Annotated in this window: 20 protein-coding genes and 1 rRNA gene; 3 read left to right on the forward strand and 18 right to left on the reverse strand. The window is 34.8% G+C overall.

What is annotated here, in order from left to right; translation table 11 throughout:
• Positions 1 to 140: 140 nt before the first annotated feature.
• Positions 141 to 250 (forward strand): 5S ribosomal RNA (rrf, locus tag BUB89_RS08035).
• Between the two features lie 226 nt (positions 251 to 476).
• Here rrf and BUB89_RS08040 read toward each other — a convergent pair.
• Together BUB89_RS08040 and BUB89_RS08045 are read right to left on the reverse strand one after the other, a co-directional pair.
• Entirely contained in the window at positions 477 to 917 is a 441-nt protein-coding gene (locus BUB89_RS08040) for a LexA family protein (RefSeq protein ID WP_073243846.1), read from the reverse strand.
• Entirely contained in the window at positions 908 to 2,182 is a 1,275-nt protein-coding gene (locus BUB89_RS08045) for a Y-family DNA polymerase (RefSeq protein WP_073243848.1), read from the reverse strand. The genes BUB89_RS08040 and BUB89_RS08045 overlap by 10 nt, the downstream gene beginning before the upstream one ends.
• Before the next feature lie 284 nt (positions 2,183 to 2,466).
• Here BUB89_RS08045 and BUB89_RS08050 point away from each other — a divergent pair, with 284 nt between their 5' ends.
• Positions 2,467 to 2,868, forward strand: coding sequence for a hypothetical protein (locus tag BUB89_RS08050; protein ID WP_141384523.1), 402 nt, complete (start codon positions 2,467 to 2,469; stop codon positions 2,866 to 2,868).
• 62 nt (positions 2,869 to 2,930) lie between these two features.
• On the opposite strand, the gene BUB89_RS08055 is transcribed toward BUB89_RS08050, so the two are convergent.
• Positions 2,931 to 3,800, reverse strand: coding sequence for an AraC family transcriptional regulator (locus tag BUB89_RS08055; RefSeq protein ID WP_073243852.1), 870 nt, complete (start codon positions 3,798 to 3,800; stop codon positions 2,931 to 2,933).
• Positions 3,801 to 3,985: 185 nt separating this feature from the next.
• On the opposite strand from BUB89_RS08055, the gene BUB89_RS08060 reads away from it, so the two are divergent.
• A complete protein-coding gene (locus tag BUB89_RS08060; RefSeq protein WP_073243854.1) occupies positions 3,986 to 4,357 on the forward strand; it encodes a hypothetical protein in 372 nt (123 codons plus the stop codon).
• 146 nt (positions 4,358 to 4,503) lie between these two features.
• Here the strand turns inward: BUB89_RS08060 and BUB89_RS08065 are convergent, their stop codons facing one another.
• From BUB89_RS08065 to BUB89_RS08140, 15 genes are all read right to left on the reverse strand, one after another.
• Positions 4,504 to 5,493, reverse strand: coding sequence for a Gfo/Idh/MocA family protein (locus tag BUB89_RS08065; RefSeq protein ID WP_073244359.1), 990 nt, complete (start codon positions 5,491 to 5,493; stop codon positions 4,504 to 4,506).
• A gap of 10 nt (positions 5,494 to 5,503) precedes the next feature.
• On the reverse strand, positions 5,504 to 6,220 hold the full coding sequence (locus BUB89_RS08070; protein ID WP_073243856.1) for a DsbA family oxidoreductase: 717 nt from the start codon (positions 6,218 to 6,220) through the stop codon (positions 5,504 to 5,506).
• A 165-nt stretch (positions 6,221 to 6,385) separates the two neighbouring features.
• A complete protein-coding gene (locus BUB89_RS08075; RefSeq protein WP_073243858.1) occupies positions 6,386 to 7,756 on the reverse strand; it encodes an NADH-quinone oxidoreductase subunit N in 1,371 nt (456 codons plus the stop codon).
• Between the two features lie 52 nt (positions 7,757 to 7,808).
• Positions 7,809 to 9,251: a complex I subunit 4 family protein gene (locus tag BUB89_RS08080; protein WP_073243860.1), complete on the reverse strand. Its 1,443-nt coding sequence runs from the start codon at positions 9,249 to 9,251 to the stop codon at positions 7,809 to 7,811.
• A gap of 9 nt (positions 9,252 to 9,260) precedes the next feature.
• Positions 9,261 to 11,144: an NADH-quinone oxidoreductase subunit L gene (gene nuoL / locus BUB89_RS08085; RefSeq protein WP_073243862.1), complete on the reverse strand. Its 1,884-nt coding sequence runs from the start codon at positions 11,142 to 11,144 to the stop codon at positions 9,261 to 9,263.
• Between the two features lie 6 nt (positions 11,145 to 11,150).
• Positions 11,151 to 11,471, reverse strand: a complete 321-nt coding sequence (nuoK, locus tag BUB89_RS08090; protein WP_073243864.1) for an NADH-quinone oxidoreductase subunit NuoK — start codon at positions 11,469 to 11,471, stop codon at positions 11,151 to 11,153.
• A gap of 1 nt (position 11,472) precedes the next feature.
• Complete coding sequence (locus tag BUB89_RS08095; RefSeq protein ID WP_073243866.1) at positions 11,473 to 12,012, reverse strand: NADH-quinone oxidoreductase subunit J family protein; 540 nt, start codon at positions 12,010 to 12,012, stop codon at positions 11,473 to 11,475.
• The gene (locus BUB89_RS08100; protein WP_073243868.1) at positions 12,013 to 12,558 is read right to left on the reverse strand and encodes a NuoI/complex I 23 kDa subunit family protein; all 546 of its coding nucleotides are present in this window, start codon (positions 12,556 to 12,558) and stop codon (positions 12,013 to 12,015) included.
• Between the two features lie 313 nt (positions 12,559 to 12,871).
• A complete protein-coding gene (gene nuoH / locus BUB89_RS08110) occupies positions 12,872 to 13,924 on the reverse strand; it encodes an NADH-quinone oxidoreductase subunit NuoH (RefSeq protein ID WP_073243870.1) in 1,053 nt (350 codons plus the stop codon).
• 3 nt (positions 13,925 to 13,927) lie between these two features.
• Positions 13,928 to 14,977 carry an NADH-quinone oxidoreductase subunit G gene (locus tag BUB89_RS08115; protein ID WP_073243872.1) on the reverse strand — a complete coding sequence of 350 codons (1,050 nt, stop codon included), beginning with the start codon at positions 14,975 to 14,977 and terminating at the stop codon, positions 13,928 to 13,930.
• Between the two features lie 83 nt (positions 14,978 to 15,060).
• The gene (nuoF, locus tag BUB89_RS08120) at positions 15,061 to 16,428 is read right to left on the reverse strand and encodes an NADH-quinone oxidoreductase subunit NuoF (protein WP_073243874.1); all 1,368 of its coding nucleotides are present in this window, start codon (positions 16,426 to 16,428) and stop codon (positions 15,061 to 15,063) included.
• Position 16,429: 1 nt separating this feature from the next.
• Positions 16,430 to 16,960 carry a complex I 24 kDa subunit family protein gene (locus BUB89_RS08125; RefSeq protein WP_073243876.1) on the reverse strand — a complete coding sequence of 177 codons (531 nt, stop codon included), beginning with the start codon at positions 16,958 to 16,960 and terminating at the stop codon, positions 16,430 to 16,432.
• A 135-nt stretch (positions 16,961 to 17,095) separates the two neighbouring features.
• A complete protein-coding gene (locus BUB89_RS08130) occupies positions 17,096 to 18,334 on the reverse strand; it encodes an NADH-quinone oxidoreductase subunit D (protein WP_073243877.1) in 1,239 nt (412 codons plus the stop codon).
• 32 nt (positions 18,335 to 18,366) lie between these two features.
• Positions 18,367 to 18,888: an NADH-quinone oxidoreductase subunit C gene (locus BUB89_RS08135; protein WP_073243878.1), complete on the reverse strand. Its 522-nt coding sequence runs from the start codon at positions 18,886 to 18,888 to the stop codon at positions 18,367 to 18,369.
• A 1-nt stretch (position 18,889) separates the two neighbouring features.
• On the reverse strand, positions 18,890 to 19,438 hold the full coding sequence (locus BUB89_RS08140; RefSeq protein ID WP_073243879.1) for an NADH-quinone oxidoreductase subunit B: 549 nt from the start codon (positions 19,436 to 19,438) through the stop codon (positions 18,890 to 18,892).
• Positions 19,439 to 19,464: the final 26 nt, after the last annotated feature.

The raw sequence follows: 19,464 nt of genomic DNA on the forward strand, positions 1-19,464 counted from the left end.
TAAGCTTATGTACAAATCCTCCCCCGAGCAATCGGGGGAAGAAACTTTCTAACAAATAAAAATACTTTCTTTATCTCAGTATGTTAAGATATTGTGTAATGTTGACTAGCTAAAGCTAATCACCCATTGCAAAACGACCTTAAGGTGGTTATTGCGGCGGGGCTCACCTCTTCCCATCCCGAACAGAGTAGTTAAGCCCGCCTGCGCAGATGGTACTGCAGTTTTGTGGGAGAGTATGTCGTCGCCTTTCTTTATTGAGCCCCAACCTGAAAAGGTTGGGGCTCTTTTTTTTATAGGTACGAGGTGTTCGCCTAACGGCTCGGTTCGTCCCCTTTCTTTATGAAAACCCTGTTTCTAACGAAACGGGATTTTTTGTTTTATATTATTTTTATAAAAATATTAGAGGTCAAGTTTAAATGAATTAGGTAAAAGTTGGGGATTTTGCAAAAAGATTGGATACTTTAAAATGGAATCTCTTATATTCTTTTTATCACATAGGTTACAATTCCCCAAATAATGAGTTCGTTTTCTTCAGTGACTTTTATAGGAGTATAATTGCTGTTTTCAGGCATCAGGTAAAGACAGTCTTTTTGTAATTTAATGCGTTTTACTGTAAATTCTCCGTCGATAAAGCATATGGCTATTTTGTTGTCCTGCGGTTCAATACTGCGGTCTACAATGAGTACGTCCTGGTCTTCAATCCCGGCATCGATCATCGAATTTCCTTTTACCTTAATATAAAAAGTAGCCAGAGGATTTTCGCTCAACTCTTTATTTAAATCAATATTGTTCTCCATGAAATCAGCTGCAGGGGAAGGAAATCCTGCCGAAACACCATCAGGAATAAAAGGGATTTGTAGTTTGCTTTCGTAATTTGGTTTGTAAAAGCTTAGTTTTTGATCTTTTTTCATTCGCATCGTATTTCCAGTATCTGGTCGAATTTGGTAGTATATTTATTAGAGAGAAGTTTTTGATTCATATCCCAGGTCAGTCTTAAATTCTGGCTTGCCAGTTTTACTTTGGTGTCACCCATTTTAGTATTAAGATGATCCATCACTTTCATTAATGCTAAATGTTTTGGATTTTCTTCTTCGAATAGTTGAAATTGTTTTTGGTTTTCACCAATGAGTTCGCTAACGATTACACCTGCTTTTTTAAACTTCAGATGTTCGTTTCCTTCATGTAATTGTTTAAATAAATCAATAGCGGCATTTGAAATAGTTAAAGTGGAATTAGTCGCATACGGTAAAGTGATTGCTTTGTTGAAATAATATTTAGATGTTTTTACAGTATGCTTATCAATGATGAGCATCACTATTATAGTATGGCAACAGGATTGTTGTTTTCGTAATTTCTCTGCGCAAACTGCTGCAAAAGTAGCGATACGCTCCCGCAGTAAATCAAAATCGGAGATCTGTTTTGGGAAACTTCGGGTAATGGCAATACTTTTCTTTTGCTCTGCAATGGGTTCTAAATCTAAAACCGATTTTCCTTCCAGTTCTGCTTTTAAACGGAGACCAATAACTCCCATTTCTCTTTTTATCCAGTTTTCATGTTGTGGTTGTATAAAGTCCAGAGCTGTATTGATGTTTCTTATTTTTACTTTTTTACGCATTCGATAACCAATGCCCCAGACATCTTCAATTTTAGTCCATTTTAAAGCTTTAATGCGTTTTTCTTCCGAATCAATAACATATACACCCTGAGTTTTATCCTGAAATTCTTTGGCAATTTTATTGGCCACCTTAGATAAAGCTTTGGTTTCTGCAAATCCGATGCATATTGGGATTCCAACCCACTTTCGAACCCGATTTTTCATTTGGAGACCATAATCATGATAATCCTGAATATTTAATCCGTCAAAATTGAGGAAAGCTTCATCAATACTATAAATCTCTATATTGGGTGTAAACTGATTAAGAATTTCCATTACACGGCGGCTTAAATCGCCATAAAGGGCATAATTAGAAGAAAAGAGTTTTACATTTTTTTCTTTTACTAAATCTTTAATCTGGAATGCCGGGGCTCCCATAGGAATGCCGGCTGCTTTAGCTTCGTAACTTCGGGATATTACGCAACCATCATTGTTAGATAAAATCGCAACGGCTTTACCGTTGAGTTCCGGTTGGAAAACACGTTCGCAGGAAGCATAGAAATTATTACAATCGACTAAAGCATACATGATACAAAATTACGCAATAGAGTTATTGCTGAATCCTTTTACAGCGTTAAAAGTTATGATTTTCTGAAACAAATTTATTTTTTGAAATAGAAAGAAAATTGTGCGTGTAGTTGATAACTATGTTATTTTACCTATTAACTGTGTTTTATTGTCTTATTTAAACTAAAACGTTTTCGTAAAAGGTAATATAGCATATAAATATGAAAAGCCACTGTAGTTTAATTCTATATTCGCAAGGTATCTTTGTACCAGTTAAAAGAAATATAAATCTAAAATTTCTAATTATGAAAAAGATTTTAAAACTAAGTTTAGTATTAATAGTTGTTTTAATCGCTATAAATACTCGTGCAACTGGCGTTAAATTTTCTAAAGTTGAAAAAGTAAGCCCAAAAAAAATGGTAACTTTTGCCTTAAATGATGTAAATAAAGCTAATGTATCTCTTTATGATGCAAATGATCAGTTGTTACATACAGAAAAACTGTATACATTGAATTTGAATCCGCTTAAATCAGAAGACAAAATCGTTAAAACATACGATTTGAATCCTTTAGCTGACGGGGTTTATTACCTGGTAGCTGAGTCTAAAACAAAAGTGGTGAAATATGAAATTATTGTTGCTAATGAAACTGCAACTATCATGTCTGATCCTTATTCAGAAGTATACAAAACGGTTGCGGTTAAATAATTAACTTTGGTTAGGTTAGTAGTGAGAGACTCCTTTTAGGGGTCTTTTTTTTGTTCTGTTTTTCACTCTAAAAATGACCTTAATTCATATCGGTATTCAGAAGCATTCTTACCGGTAAATTCTTTGAATGATTTGTTAAAATGGCTAAAATTGTTAAAGCCACTTTCAAAAGCAATCGCTGAAATACTGATGGGTTTTTCGGCTAATAATTTACAGGCATGCACCAGTCGGTAATCATTTACAAATTTGGTAAATGTTTTATGGGTTATTTTTTTAAAATAACGACAGAATGAAGGTACCGTCATGCTGACTTTACCGGCAATTTCTTCTAAACGAATGGGTTCTTTAAAATGATCTTTTACATAATTAAAAATAGAATTAATTCTTTCATTGTCCTGAACGTGCATTTCCATTCGGAAACCTTCGGCGTTTAAAACCGTTGCATCTTCAGTGGCTAATTCTAATTCATTCAAAATTTCGATAATACTTAATAATCGTTCGAATGGAGTTTTGTCTTCCATTTTTCCAATTTTCTTCCCAATTTTTCTTTTGGTTTTTCCGCCAAAAGTAATCCCTGATTTGGCTTGTTGTAATAGGTTTTTGATGTTCACCATTTCGGGAATTTCAAAAAAATGTTCTCCTAAAAAATCAGGTTTCATCTGGATCACAATTTCATTTTTATTTCCCGTTAGTTCGTCAGTAAAACCGCAATGGGGCAAATTGCTCCCTATTAAAGTCAAATCACCATTGGTATAATACGAAATGTGGCTTCCTACCTGGCGTTTTCCGGCTCCACCATTGACATAAATTAATTCAATTTCGGGATGATAATGCCAAAAATGGGAGTTGTAATTAATATTGTATTTGGTCAATGTAAAAGAACTTCCAAAAGAGGGTTCGATGATTTTAAGGGTAGGTAAGGCTGATTTCATTTTTTGGTCAATTTGGTTGGCTATACTAAATTAACAAAAAAATATGTAATATTAACTGAATCAAACGATAACGTTTTAGTAAAAGGTAATATAACATATTAACTGGAGAATCTACTGCCCTTTTTATGGCTGTGCCTGCAATAACTTTACATTGTTAAATGAATATAAATCTTAAAAATAGTAGTATGAAAAAGATTTTAAAAATTAGTTTAGTAACAGGAGTAGTTTTATTAGCTATGAATGTGTATGCTGTGGCCGTTAATTTTTCATTCCGTAATGAATTTCGACAAGAAAAAATGATCTCATTTGGTTTAGACGATACTGATCAGGTTAAAATAAGTATTTATGATACCAACGAAAAATTAATCCATAGCGAGAGCCTTATGGTTGAAGGGAAAATTGTCAGAAGTTATGATTTAAATAACTTTGACGAAGGAGTGTATTATTTAGTTGAAGAATCGAATTCTAAAATTATAAAATATGAAGTTTTAGTTTTAGATGATTCTGCGACTATTATGACTGATCCAATTGCAGAGGTGGATAAGCTTGTTTTGTAATTTTTTTAATCAAAAAATAACTAAAAACATTTTTTGGCACGAATTATGATAATCAAAATATGGTTAGAAATTTTGCTATTTGTTAGTAATTAATTAGTTTGTGTAGTTAAATAAAGCTTCGGGTGGTTCTGAAGCTTTTTTTGTTTTTATACTATACCAATGATTTTATCCATGACCCAGCTGGTATGAGTTGCTGTTTTTCCACTGGAAGGATGAATTCCAGTTCCAAGTAATTGTGCTCTCATATCTTCCACATGGTGCAATTGAACGTTTTCAGGATGATCAATTACCATTGGAACAATTCCGTTTTCATTAGAAAGAACCACAGGATGTTCATCAAAAACAGAAAATTCAATGCTTCCCTGACTTCCATAAATAATGACTTTGTCCTCTCTGGTTGCAGTACCAAAATTCCAGCTTCCTGTTCCTGTAATTCCGTCTTCATGAAGCCAGCAGGCTACAAGAGCATCTTTGGCTGAATATAAATTTTGCTGATTTAAGCTCATTCCTGAAACTTCTTTAATATCACCCAGAAGATAGTTGAATAAATCCAGGCCATGACTAGCTAAATCATCAAAATAGCCACCTTTGGCTACTTTAGCATCGGTACGCCAATTGTACAAACCGGATAAATCCTGTGGAGAAGCGGGCTTGCTTAAATGCCAGTTAATATGCCTGATTTGCCCGATACTATTGGCGTCCAGCCATTTTTTAATTTGTTTAAAACGGGGTAATGAGCGTCTGTAATAAGCAGCAAAAAGCGGAATATTTTTGTTTTCAAAAGCTTCCGAAATAGCTTTACTGTCTTCGTAACTGGGGGCCAAAGGTTTTTCGATACAACAAATCTTTCCTGCTTCGGCTACTTTTAAACCGTACAATTTATGTGAATCCGGAGGTGTAGCAATATAAACAGCATCTACTTCAGGATCATTAATCAAGGCATCAGCATCCGAATAATGTTTTTTGATACCATGTCTTTTAGCATAATCAGCTGCTTTTTCGGCATCTCTGCGCATTACGGCAACAATTTCAAATCCTGCTGTTTTTTGGTACGCAGGTCCACTTTTTTTTTCGGTTACGTCTCCACATCCAATGATTCCCCATCGAATTATTTTTTCATTATTTATAGCACTCATTTTTATCTTTTTAATTACATCCGTCAATGCCACAGCTGTCGGCATCTGGAGTGTTCAAGATAGTAATTTTTGATTCAAATTGCCCTTCTTCCCAAACTTTTTCCAAAGTTTTTATAAAAATTTCTTCATGCTGTGCTCCGGAAATTGCATATTTATTATCAAAAACAAAAAACGGAACACCCTGAATTCCTATTTTTTGTGCCGTTAAGATATCTTCTTGTACTTTATTAGCAAAGGCATTTGAATTTAAAACTTCGGTAATGGATTTTTCATCAAGTCCTGCTTGTATTGCCAGTTTAGTTAAGGTCTCTTTGTTATTTACATCTTCTCCATCTGTTAAATAGGCTTTAAAGAGCAATTCTTTAAGTTCATTCCCTAGTTGATGTTCTTTGGCTAAATGCAGTAAACGATGGGCATGGAATGAATTAGCCATAATAGCTTTTTCAAAATGAAATTCTAATCCTGAATTAGCTGCATTTTGGGTCATGTTTTCTAATGATTCTATAGCCCAATCTTTATCTTTTCGGTATTTTTCAGCAAGATGATCTACTAAATTGTCGTCTTCTTCGGCTATAAAGTTAGGATCCAGCTGGAAGCTTTTCCATTCAATTTCAATAGCATCTTTGTGTCCAAATTTTTCTATAGCATGCTCTAATCTTCTTTTTCCAATATAACAAAACGGACACATAATATCCGACCAGATTTGTATTTTAAGTTTGTTTTCCATTTTAAATAAAATTTATTTGTATATACAAATGTACTAAAAACCTTTTGCAACTATTTCTTTTTTATGCTTTTATTAGGAATTGTGATTTTGGCTATAGGCTGTTTAAAAAGCAAAAAAACCATCAAAATGTACTTTGATGGTTTTTGTATGAGGTATAAAAGTGTATTACAATAAGTCTAAAACAAAAGAAGGGAAGAAACCTAAAGCAATATTCAACACAATAGCAATCACTGCAACAGCATAATAGATACGTGAAGTAGGAGTTTTGGCTTCATTAGGCTCTTTAGTGTACATGGCTAAAATTAGTTTGAAATAGTAACCCACACTAATGATAGAGTTAATCACTGCTATTACAACTAAGACAATAAATCCTGCCTGAATAGTTTGGGTGAACAAAAATAGTTTAGCAAAGAAACCTCCAAAGATTGGAATTCCGGCCATAGACAATAATGAAGCAGTTAGTATTGCTGCCATTAAAGGATTGTTTTTTCCTAAGCCATGAAAATTAGTAAGGTCTTCGTTTTCTCTGGTTTTACAAACATATAAAATGACTGTAAAAGCTGCGATTCCGGCTAAGGCATAAGCCGAAGTATAGTACAATAAAGTTCCGGATGATTTTTCGGTGCTTAATAAAGTCATTAACATAAATCCGGCATGTGAAATACCTGAAAAAGCCAACATACGTTTTACGTTGATTTGGCGTAAAGCCATAATATTACCAACAGTCATTGAAGCAATAGATACAATGACAATAATTAATTGAAATGCCGGAGAAATATCAGCATTCATGGTTTTTACTAATTTGTATAATGTGGCAATAGCTACTACTTTAGCCAAAGTACTCATTAATGCGGTAGTCAGTGCAGGAGAACCTTCGTATACATCCGGTGCCCAGAAATGGAACGGAACAGCGGCAATTTTGAAAAGCATTCCAATAAAAATTAAAACAATCCCTATAGGAAACCAAATTGGTAACTCAGCAGAGCGGGATAATTCGCTAATCTCCACAATGTCAAAACTTCCCATTGCACCATAAATCAAACAAATTCCGAAAAGAAGAATTCCGGAAGCAAAGGATCCCATCAGGAAATACTTTAAACCGGCTTCGTTACTTTTAATGCTTAATCGGTTGCTTGACGCCAAAACGTACAAAGCAATGGATAAAACTTCGATTCCTAAAAAGAACATCGCTAAGTTTCCAAAAGAAACCATAGCAACTGCTCCCGCTAACAGGAATATTTTTATGGCAATAAAATCGGAGATTTTAGTTTGATTTCCTTCATAAAATTTATGTCCTAAACTCACTAAGAAAATAGTAAGAATGATAAATAATCCTGAAAACGCCGAAGAAAATTTACTCACAACTATCATGTTGTTGTAATAAAATTGAGGAGCAGCATTATATTCAGATATATCTAATCCAAGCACCGCCAATAATCCAATAACGACTACCGGAATGATGGCTTTTCTAGCATCAAAAATTTCAAATAAAAGGCATAAAATACCTAATCCTATTATTGCTATTAATGTATTCATATATTATTTTGTGATTCAGGATTGGCACCTGATATTAAAAATAGTCGGTTTATTATTGAATTTTATATAATGTTCTTAAAATTTGGTCCAAACTAGGAGTAATTAGTTCATTAATGGGTCTTGGATACATACCGAAAAAGAAAATGACCGCAATGATAATAACTAAAACAAATGTTTCATGGAAAGTAACATCAGCAAAAACTTTTGTATTAGTTTCTCCCAGCATTACTTGTTGGTACATTTTTAACATATAATAAGCTCCTAATATAATTGTTGTTCCGCCTAATACTGCAAACCATACATTAATTTGATACAAACTATACAAAACCGTAAATTCTCCCACAAAGTTAAAAGTAGTAGGCAAGGCTACAGAAGCCAAAACTAATATCATAAACAAGGAAGCAAATTTAGGTGCCTGAGAACGAATTCCTCCCATTTCGGCAATTACTCTGGTGTCAAATCTTCTGTAAATGATTTCGGCGGCAAAGAACAATCCCACTACAACAAAACCATGAGAAATCATTTGTAAAACAGCGCCACGCAATCCGTCAATGTTTAAAGTATAACATCCGGCAGCAATTAGTCCCACGTGAGCCAATGAAGAATAAGCCAATAATTTTTTCAAATCTTTTTGTCTTAAAGCTACAATCGAACCGTAGATTACACCCGCAATTCCTAAACCGATTAATATTGGTAAATACGTTTTTGATGCAATTGGAGTTATTGGTAATTGCCAACGTAAAACGCTATACAATCCCATTTTTAACATGATACCTGATAAAAGCATGGTTCCCACTGTAGGTGCTTTTTGGTACACTTTTGCCTGCCAGGTATGGAAAGGGATAATTGGAATTTTGATAGCATAAGCTAAAAAGAACGCCCAGAAAATCCAGAACTGTTCCATTTGGCTTAACTCTGCTTGGTATAAATCCTGCAACAGGAAGCTGCCTGCTTTTTGGTACAAATAAACAAAAGCAATTAGCATGAATAAAGATCCGGCAAGGGTATAGATAAAGAATTTTACCACTGCTTTTTTGCGTTCTTCAACATCTCCGTTACCCCAAATTAAAGCAATGAAATAAATAGGAATTAATGCTAATTCCCAGAAAATATAGTATAAAAGTCCATCTGATGCTAAGAAAGTTCCTGTCATAGCAAATGACATAAACAGAATTAAAGCATAAAACGATTTGGCATTTTTATATTCATTTCCAAAAGAAGAATAGATAATTAAAGGTGTCAATGACGAAGTCAATAATAACATGATTAATGACAATCCATCGGCAGTTAAGGAAAAAGAAACTACAGGTTTGTTAATCCAGAATTTAAAAAAACTAATATTTTCTCCTGAATTATAAGCATTCAACAAAGCAATTGATATTCCTAAAGCAACTAAGCTGAATAATAATGCGACTTTTGAAGCCAGTTTATCGCCGGCAAAATAAGTAGCAAATGCACCAACAAGAAGTATAATTAATAGTAGTGATACGTTCATGATATAAAATTATTGAGCTAAAAATAAATAAGTTAGTATGGCACTAAGCCCTAAAACAAATACAAACAAGTAAAAACCAATACTTCCTGTTTGTAATTTCTTTCCCTGGTAACTTAATTCGTTGGTTACTTTTCCTAATCCAAAAACTACAGCAGATAAAGATGTTTCGATATAATCTCTAAAGAATCCGGACAAGCTGTTGATTGAATTTACAAAGATGACATTGTAAATTTCATCTACATAATATTTGTTGTAGAGTACTTTTGAAAAACCTGTAATTTCAGCATCTTCTGCCGGAACCTGATTTTGTTTAATGTATTTTACAAATGCAATTGTAATTCCGATGATTCCTCCAAGTACAGCAACAGCCATCAATGCGTATTCTGTTGTTCCAAAGTGATGTGCTTCGTGCGCTTCTTTCGAAAATAATGGTGCTAAATAACCATTCAGCCAGCTATTTGTTGGTAAACTAATCAAACCGCCAATAGTTGCTAAAATTGCCAAAACAATAAGCGGAAAAGTAATTAATCCCGGACTTTCATGTAAATGACTTTTCTGATGTTCAGTTCCTCTGAATTCTTTAAAGAAAGTCAGATACAACAAACGGAACATATAAAAAGCAGTCATTAACGATGCCAGAGAAGCAATAACCCATAGTGCTATATTGTTATGATAAGCAGTCATTAAGATTTCATCTTTCGAGAAAAAGCCTGAAAAAGGAGGAATTCCTGAAATGGCTAATGATGAAAGTAAAAACGTAATAAACGTGATTCCCATCACTTTTTTCAATCCGCCCATTCTGCGCATATCCTGTTCTCCGTGCAAAGCATGAATTACTGATCCGGAACCTAAGAACAAACAAGCTTTAAAGAAAGCATGAGTGATTACGTGAAAAACTGCAATTTCATAAGCTCCAAAACCTAAAGCTAAGAACATTAATCCTAATTGAGAAACGGTAGAATAAGCCAATACTTTTTTGATATCGGTTTGAACCAAAGCAATTGTTGCAGCAACTAAAGAAGTTACAGCACCTACAATAGCAATGATGTTTTGTACTTCAGGAGCTAAATCAAATACATAATTTAATCTTGTAATCATGAAAATACCAGCAGTAACCATCGTTGCAGCGTGAATCAATGCCGAAACTGGCGTTGGTCCGGCCATCGCATCAGGCAACCAGGTGTATAATGGAATTTGAGCTGACTTTCCACATGCTCCAATAAATAAAGCAAATGCAGCAATCGAAATCATCGTAATATCTAAATTACCGGAAGTAGCAATAGCTGTTTTTAAGGTAGTGTAATCTAAAGTTGAAAATAAAGAACCAATGATGAAAATCCCAATCAATAATCCTAAATCTCCAATTCGGTTCATGATAAAAGCTTTTTTAGCCGCATCATTGTATTCCTGATTTTTATGCCAAAACCCGATAAGCAGGTAAGAACAAAGTCCAACGCCTTCCCATCCGATGAATAATACTAATAAGTTGCTTCCGATAACTAAGGTAATCATGAAGAAGATAAACAAATTCAAATAGGCAAAGAACTTGTGCATATTCTCATCATCATGCATGTAGCTGATAGAGTAGAGGTGAATCAAAGACCCAATTCCGGTAACAAAAAGCAACCACAAAATGGATAATTGGTCTAATAAGAAACCAAAATTCACACGGAAATTATGAGTTCGAATCCAATTGAATAAATCAATTTGGACTGCTTCTTTGGTTTCGTTTATTTGCAGGAAAAAAACAAGTGTAGCAACAAATGAAACTGCAACAGTCAATGTTCCAATAATTCCTGAAGCCGATTTTCCAATCTTTTTCCCAAAGAAAATATTAAATAAAAATCCTAAAAAAGGAGCTAATAATAAGAGTAAAGCTAAATTCGTATTCATTATCGTTTATCCTTTTAAGTTTTTTAAATTATTAATATCAATCGAACCTAAATTTCTAAAAATCGATACCAGAATCGCTAAACCTACAGCAACTTCAGCCGCAGCTACAGCCATAGAGAAAAACACAAATATTTGTCCTTGTGCATCCTGATGATAGGTCGAAAATGCTACGAATAAAAGATTTACCGCGTTAAGCATAATTTCGATCGACATAAATACGATGATGGCATTTCGTCTGTATAAAACTCCAAATACTCCAATACAAAAAAGTATTACAGAAAGGAAGATATAGTTCTCGATGCCTATTTCATTTAAAATATTAGTCATTTTATTTCTCCGTTTTTTCTTTTTTAGACAATAATACAACTCCAATCATCGCTGTTAAAAGCAAGACAGAAGCAAATTCGAAAGGGACCATGTATTCATTTAATAAAACACGTCCTAAAACCTTTATAGATTGATAATCTTCTCCGGTAGCAATATATTCTCCTTCAATAGGTTTTGAATTGATGAAAATCAAAATCAGAACCACACAGATTAAACAAAAAGAAACAATAGCTCCTAATCGGGTAATACGGGGTTTATGAACTTCATTTTGCTTATTCAAATTCATTAACATGATTGTAAATAGGAACAAAATCATAATCGCTCCCGAATAAACAATAACATGAACAATAGCTAAAAACTGTGAATTCAATAGTAAATAATGACCCGCGATAGTGAAAAAACAAATTACTAAGTAAAGCGCACTATGAATAGGGTTTCTGCTAAATATTGCCAGAAAAGCGGTAATTAACGTAATAAACGATAAGAAACAAAATATAATTTGTACAGGAGTTGCGTTAGCAAAATCAGGAATATGTATCATTTAGTTAGCGTTATTAAGTTGAGCATTTTTGATAGCCATATCTAACGGCATCACTAATTTGTCTTTTCCAAAAATAAAATCTTCTCTTTCATAACTGGAAGGAACCAATACTTTTGAAGTAGTCAAATAAATAGCGTCTTTAGGACAGGCTTCTTCGCACAATCCGCAAAAAATACAACGCAGCATATTGATTTCGTATATTTCGGCATACTTTTCTTCTCTGTACAAATGTTTTTCATCCGCCTTGCGTTCAGCAGCTTTCATCGTTATGGCTTCTGCAGGGCAAGATAATGCACACAATCCACAAGCCGTACAGTTTTCTCTTCCTTGTTCGTCACGTTTCAACATGTGTTGACCACGATAAACCGGACTCATCGTACGCACTTGTTCCGGATACTGAATAGTAACTTTTCTCGAAAACAAGTGTTTCAGAGTGATAAATAATCCTTTTACAATTGCAACAAGATACAAACGCTCTAAAAAAGTCATCTCTTTATTAGAGACTTGTACTTTTCTTCCAGATAAGGATATGGTTTCTATTGACATCTTTATTTTATTTTTTTATTTGAAGCTAATCCTGCTTTCCGTTTCAATCTTTTTAGTTTTTAAAGAAAAAACTAAAAAGGATTTTCACTTCAATCAGGGCTAGGGTATTTGGGTGTTAATGTTGTTTTATTTTTTATAGCCTATTTTTGTTCTTTCAATTTTATTTTCTTGTTTGTCCATTAATTCATCAAGATAAGAAAATACTAATTCTATGTCTTTATCGTGATTGATTTCTAAAGTGTCGCATTTTGCGACACCTTAATTTTTTATTATTTTTAAGGTGCCAATTTGGCTCCTCAAGATTTCAATAATCTTAAAATCCTAAAAATACGGCTAATTCATGTCTCAAAATTACAATTCCTGTAATCACAATATTAACAATCGATAACGGAATTAATATTTTCCATCCTAAATTCATTAATTGATCGTATCTGAATCTTGGAATAGTCCATCTTACCCACATATAGAAAAAGATGAAGAAACATATTTTTGCAAATAATACTGCAATTCCTATTACGTTTGCCAAATTTACTCCCCAGTTTTCTACCGCCCAACTCATTCCCGGATAATTATACCCTCCAAAGAATAAAACAGCAAGAATAGTCGATGAGATAAACATACTCGCATATTCAGCAAATAAATAGAATCCCATTTTCATAGAGGAATATTCAGTATGATAACCACCAATTAATTCACTTTCGCATTCCGCTAAGTCAAATGGTGTTCTGTTTGTTTCTGCAAAAGAACAAATCAAAAAGATTAAGAAGGAAAGCGGTTGGTAAAATACATTCCAGCTCATTCCCGATTGTTGCATGCTAATTTCTCTTAAGCTTAAAGTTCCCGTCATCATCAATAATGCAATCATGGATAACCCCATAGCAATTTCATAAGAAACCATTTGGGAACCCGCACGAACCGCTCCCATCAAAGAGAACTTGTTATTAGATGCCCATCCACCAATCATGATGCCGTAAACACCAATAGAAAGTATTGCAAAAATGTATAATAAGGCATTATCAATATCAGAAGCCTGAAGGATAATATCTCTTCCAAAAAGATGGAAATGATCTCCCCACGGAATTACTGCACTGGTCATTAAAGCCGTACTCATGGCTACTGCCGGACCTACAAAAAACAAAAATCGGTTGGGTGTGTCAGGCTCAAATTCTTCTTTCGAAAATAATTTTAAACCATCAGCAAGAGGTTGTAAAAGTCCTCCTTTTCCGGCTCTGTTAGGACCAATACGGTCTTGTAACCAGGCTGCAATTTTACGTTCTGCAAGTGTAGAATACATTGCCATAACCATTGTAATGGCAAAGACAACCAGAATGATAATACTTTTTTCTATAATAATTGTACTGTCCATTTTTTATAGATTACCATTGTTAAATTCTTCTTGCTCTTCTTTATTCAAAGGGATTGCAGTCATACTGATCTTTTTACGGTCTTGCTCTCTTCCTTTCAGAATTCCTTCTTCGGTAGCAATATGAACTGTATCCATTTCTCGGGTATAGTTATTCTGATTGATAACCGAATCTTTATCAAATTTTCTTGGTCCTTCAATAACCCAGTCCGTAACTTCTTTTTTGTCAAAACGACAAGTGTTACAAATAAAATCCTCTACTTCGTGGTATTGATCTTTACGTCCGGTAACTCTTTGTATTTCGTTTCCAAACATCCAAACCGTAGTTTTACCGCAACATCCCGGAGTCGTACATTCTCTGTGAGCATTAAAAGGTTTGTTGAACCAAACTCTGGATTTAAAACGGAACGTTTTATCAGTCAAAGCACCTACAGGACATACATCAATCATGTTTCCTGAGAATTCATTGTCAATAGCTTTCGAAATACAAGTCGAAATATTAGCATGATCGCCTCGGTCTAAAACTCCGTGAACTCTGTTGTCTGTCAATTGATCTGCAACCTGCACACAACGTTGACATAAAATACAACGATTCATGTGTAATTGAATATTTGGACCAATATCTTCCGGTTCAAATGTTCTTTTTTCTTCTATAAAACGGGTTTTTGATTTTCCGTGTTCAAAGCTTAAATCCTGCAAATCGCATTCTCCGGCCTGATCGCAAATAGGGCAATCCAATGGGTGATTGATCAATAAAAATTCTGTCACCGATTGACGTGCTTCACGCACCCGGTCTGAATTTTTACTATTCACTTCCATACCATCCATGCATCCTGTTACACAAGATGCCATTAATTTTGGCATTGGTCTCGGATCGGCATCGCTACCTTTGGCAACTTCAACTAAACAGCAACGGCATTTTCCACCGCTTCCTTTTAGTTTAGAATAATAGCACATCGCAGGTGGAACTGATTCTCCTCCTATCATACGAGCCGCCTGCAAGATGGTTGTTCCTGCTTCAACTTCAATTTCTTGACCGTCTATTGTTACTTTCATTTTAATATTGTTTTTTTAGTTTCAGGTTTAAAGCTTCAGGTTTAAGTACTTGAAACTAAAAAAACTTGAAACTTGAAACTATTTTATACTGTTTGTTTGCTTACCAAATGTCTTACTTTATCAAAAGGCTCGGCAACAAAATGATTTCTATCCTTAATTCTTTCCGGGAAACGAACATGATATTCAAATTCTTCTCTAAAATGACGAATGGCTGCTGCCACTGGCCATGATGCTGCATCTCCAAGGGGGCAAATGGTGTTTCCTTCAATTTTACTTTGAATACTCCATAGTAAATCGATATCTTCTTCGCGACCCTGACCATTTTCAATACGCCACAATACTTTTTCTAACCATCCTGTTCCTTCACGGCAAGGTGTACATTGTCCGCAAGATTCATGGTGGTAAAAACGAGAGAAATTCCAAGTGTTGCGTACAATACAAGCGGTGTCATCATAAACGATAAATCCTCCTGAACCTAACATAGAACCTGTTGCAAATCCGCCATCACTTAAAGATTCATAAGTCATTAAACGGTCTTCGCCATTAGCTGTTTTAAAAATTAAATCGGCTGGTAAAATTGGCACTGATGAACCTCCCGGAACTAAAGCTTTCAAAGGTCTGTTCGAACTCATTCCGCCTAAATATTCGTCAGAATTCATGAATTCGTCAACGCTTAATCCTAATTCTATTTCGTAAACTCCAGGGTTTTTAACATGTCCGGAAGCTGATATTAATTTAGTTCCTGTAGATCTTCCAATTCCTATTTTTGCATAATCATCACCTGAATTGTTTACAATCCATGGCACTGCTGCAATAGTTTCTACGTTGTTTACTACTGTTGGGTTAGCCCAAAGTCCGGAAACAGCCGGGAAAGGTGGCTTGATACGTGGATTTCCTCTTTTACCTTCTAATGATTCGATCAAAGCGGTTTCTTCTCCACAAATATAAGCTCCTGCTCCACAGTGAACGTGTAATTCTAAATCATAACCTGTTCCTAGAATATTTTTCCCTAACCAGCCTGCAGCTTTAGCTTCGGCAATGGCTCTTTCTAATATTTTAAAAACCCACATGTATTCTCCTCGAATGTAGATATAAGAACGGTTTGCACCCAAAGCAAAACTGGAAGTAATCATTCCTTCGATCAACAAGTGAGGAATAAATTCCATCAAATAGCGATCTTTGAATGTTCCTGGTTCTGACTCATCGGCGTTGCAAACTAAATGTCTTGGTTTTCCTGATTTTTTGTCAATAAAACTCCATTTCATTCCGGCTGGGAAACCCGCTCCACCACGACCACGAAGTCCTGATTTTTTCACTTCCTCGACCACTTCGTCAGGAGTCATTGATTTCATGGCTTTTTCTACAGAAGCATAACCACCTTCTCTGCGGTATACTTCGTAGGTTTTAATCCCCGGAACGTTTATTTTGTCTAATAATATTTTTTTTGACATCTTATTTATCGTGTAATATTATTTTATTATCTCGGCAATCAGCAATAATCTGATCGATTTTTTCTTTAGTCAAATGTTCTTTGTAGAAATCGCCTAATTGCATCATCGGAGCATATCCGCAAGCACCTAAACATTCTACACCTCTTACTTCAAAAAGTCCGTCAGCAGTAGTTTCGCCAATGCCTACACCTAATTTTTCGCAGGTATAATCCATTAAATCTTCGGTTCCTCTCAAGCAGCAGCAGGATGTTTGGCAAAATTCAAACATGTATTTCCCAATCGGTTTCAGGTTGTACATCGTATAGAAAGTAGCTACTTCGTAAACTTCGATAGGTAAAATTCCAAGAATTTCGGCAACCTTATCCATTAATGCAATACTCAGCCAGTTATCGTGTGCATCTTGAACTTCATGTAAAACAGGCAATAAAGCCGATTTTTTCTTGTCTTCAGGATAATGACTAAGCAATTCGTTGATGCGAGTCATCAATGATTCCGTCATATTTATTTCTTGTTCGTAATGTTTTCTTTCCATTCTTAATTTTAGATTTCTGATTTTAGATTTTAGATTTTTCAATCTGCACTCTATAATCTACATTCTGTATGAGTTTTAGATTTTAGATTTTAGATCTTTTCAATCTGAAATCTAAATTCTAAAATCTGCAATCATTTAAGCGTCTAATTCTCCGGCAATTACATTTAAACTGGATAAAATAACAATGGCATCTGATAATAATGCACCTTTTATCATTTCCGGATAGGCTTGGTAATAAATAAAACAAGGTCTTCTAAAATGCAATCTGTATGGTGTTCTACTTCCATCAGTAACCAAATAGAATCCTAATTCTCCATTTCCTCCTTCTACCGGATGGTAGATTTCGGCAACCGGAACAGGAACTTCTCCCATTACAATTTTGAAATGATAAATTAACGACTCCATATTATGGTAAACATCTTCTTTAGGAGGCAAATAATAATCAGGAACTTCGGCATGGTATTCATTTCCTTCCGGCATTTTGTCTAATGCCTGACGAATGATGCTTAAACTTTCCCAAACTTCGGCATTACGAACACAAAAACGATCGTAAGTATCACCTGATTTTCCTACCGGAACTTTAAAATCAAAGTCTTCATAAGAACTATAAGGTTGCGCCACACGAACATCATAATCAACACCTGTAGCACGTAAATTAGGACCTGTAAATCCGTAAGCCATTGCTTTTTCAGCAGATATAGCTCCTACATTAACAGTTCGGTCTATAAAAATTCTATTTCTTTCGAACAGGTTTTCAAATTCTTTCCAGGCAACTGGGAATTCTTCTAAGAAAACGTCTAGTTTTCTAAAAGCTTCTGGTGACCAGTCTCTTTCAAAACCACCAATTCTTCCCATATTTGTAGTTAAACGAGCACCACAAATTTCTTCGTATATTTCGTATACTTTTTCTCTAAATTGGAAAACATAAAGGAAACCGGTATAAGCACCGGTATCAACTCCTAAAATGGAATTACAAATCAGGTGATCGGTGATTCTTGCTAATTCCATTACAATAACTCTTAAATATTGGGCTCTTTTAGGAACTTCAACACCTAGTAATTTTTCTAATGTCATCCACCATCCCATATTGTTGATAGGAGAGGAGCAATAGTTCATACGATCCGTAAGAGGCGTAATTTGGTAAAAAGGACGATTTTCGGCAATTTTTTCGAATGCTCTGTGGATGTAACCAATAGTAGGTTCAGCATCTAAAATTCGTTCCCCATCCATCAGCAGAATATTTTGGAAAATTCCGTGAGTAGCTGGGTGAGTTGGACCTAAATTCAAGATAGAAAGCTCGTTTCCGTCTTCGTTTAGCTGCTCTTTTATTATTTTAGCATAGCGATGCTCTGGTGGTAATAATAGTTCTGACATTTATAGAATGTGAAAAATTATATATTGTTTTTTTAGCAATTGTCTACTGTTCTTCCAAAGAAACGGTCGTCTTTATCGGTTCTTCCGCCGTCTTCCATTGGGAATTCTTTACGCATTGGAAAAGAAATCATTTCATCCATATTCAAAATACGTTTCAATTGTGGATGACCAACAAAGTTTACACCGAAGAAATCATAGGTTTCTCTTTCCATCCAATTTGATGACAAGAAAACATTCGAAATTGTTTTTATTTCAGGGTTTTCCCCATTAATAAAGGCTTTGATTCGAATGCGTTTGTTTTCGTACCAATTGTGCATGTGATATACAATTGCAAACTGTTTTTCTACTGGATTATCCGGATAATGAACACCGCATAAATCAGTTAAAAAATGAAAACGTAAATCAGGATCGTTTTTTAGGAATAAAATGATAGCGGTATTTTTATCAGCATTGATTTCGAAAGAAAAAATATCTCTTTCCTCCTGGAAATTAAATACATCTTCACCAAAAGTTGCGGCTAATTTTTCTTGTATAGCGGTGTTTTCTAATGCCATTTTATTTGATATTATAAGAAGCTAATAATTCTTGATACTCTGGCGAACTTCTTCTTCTTACCGATTCTGATTTTACCAGTTCTTGTAATTTCATCACGCCATCAACAATTTGTTCCGGTCTTGGTGGACATCCTGGAACGTAAACATCAACCGGAATTACTTTGTCAATTCCTTGCAGAACGGAGTAAGTATCGAATATCCCGCCTGATGAAGCACAGGCTCCAACAGCAATTACCCATCTAGGTTCAGACATTTGTTCGTAAACCTGACGTAAAATAGGAGCCATTTTTTTAGAAATTGTTCCCATTACTAACAACATATCAGCCTGACGAGGAGAAAAACTTACACGCTCAGAACCAAAACGCGCCAAGTCATAATGAGATGCCATAGTGGCCATGAATTCAATACCGCAACAAGAAGTCGCAAAAGGTAATGGCCAAAGTGAATTAGCACGTGCCAATCCTACAACATCATTTAGTTTTGTAGCAAAAAAACCTTCACCTACAACACCTTCCGGAGGGGCAACCATATTTATTTTTGAATCGCTCATTTTTATTTTTAGATTTTAGATTTCTG

The organism is Flavobacterium flevense (assembly GCF_900142775.1).
GTDB lineage: Bacteria > Bacteroidota > Bacteroidia > Flavobacteriales > Flavobacteriaceae > Flavobacterium > Flavobacterium flevense.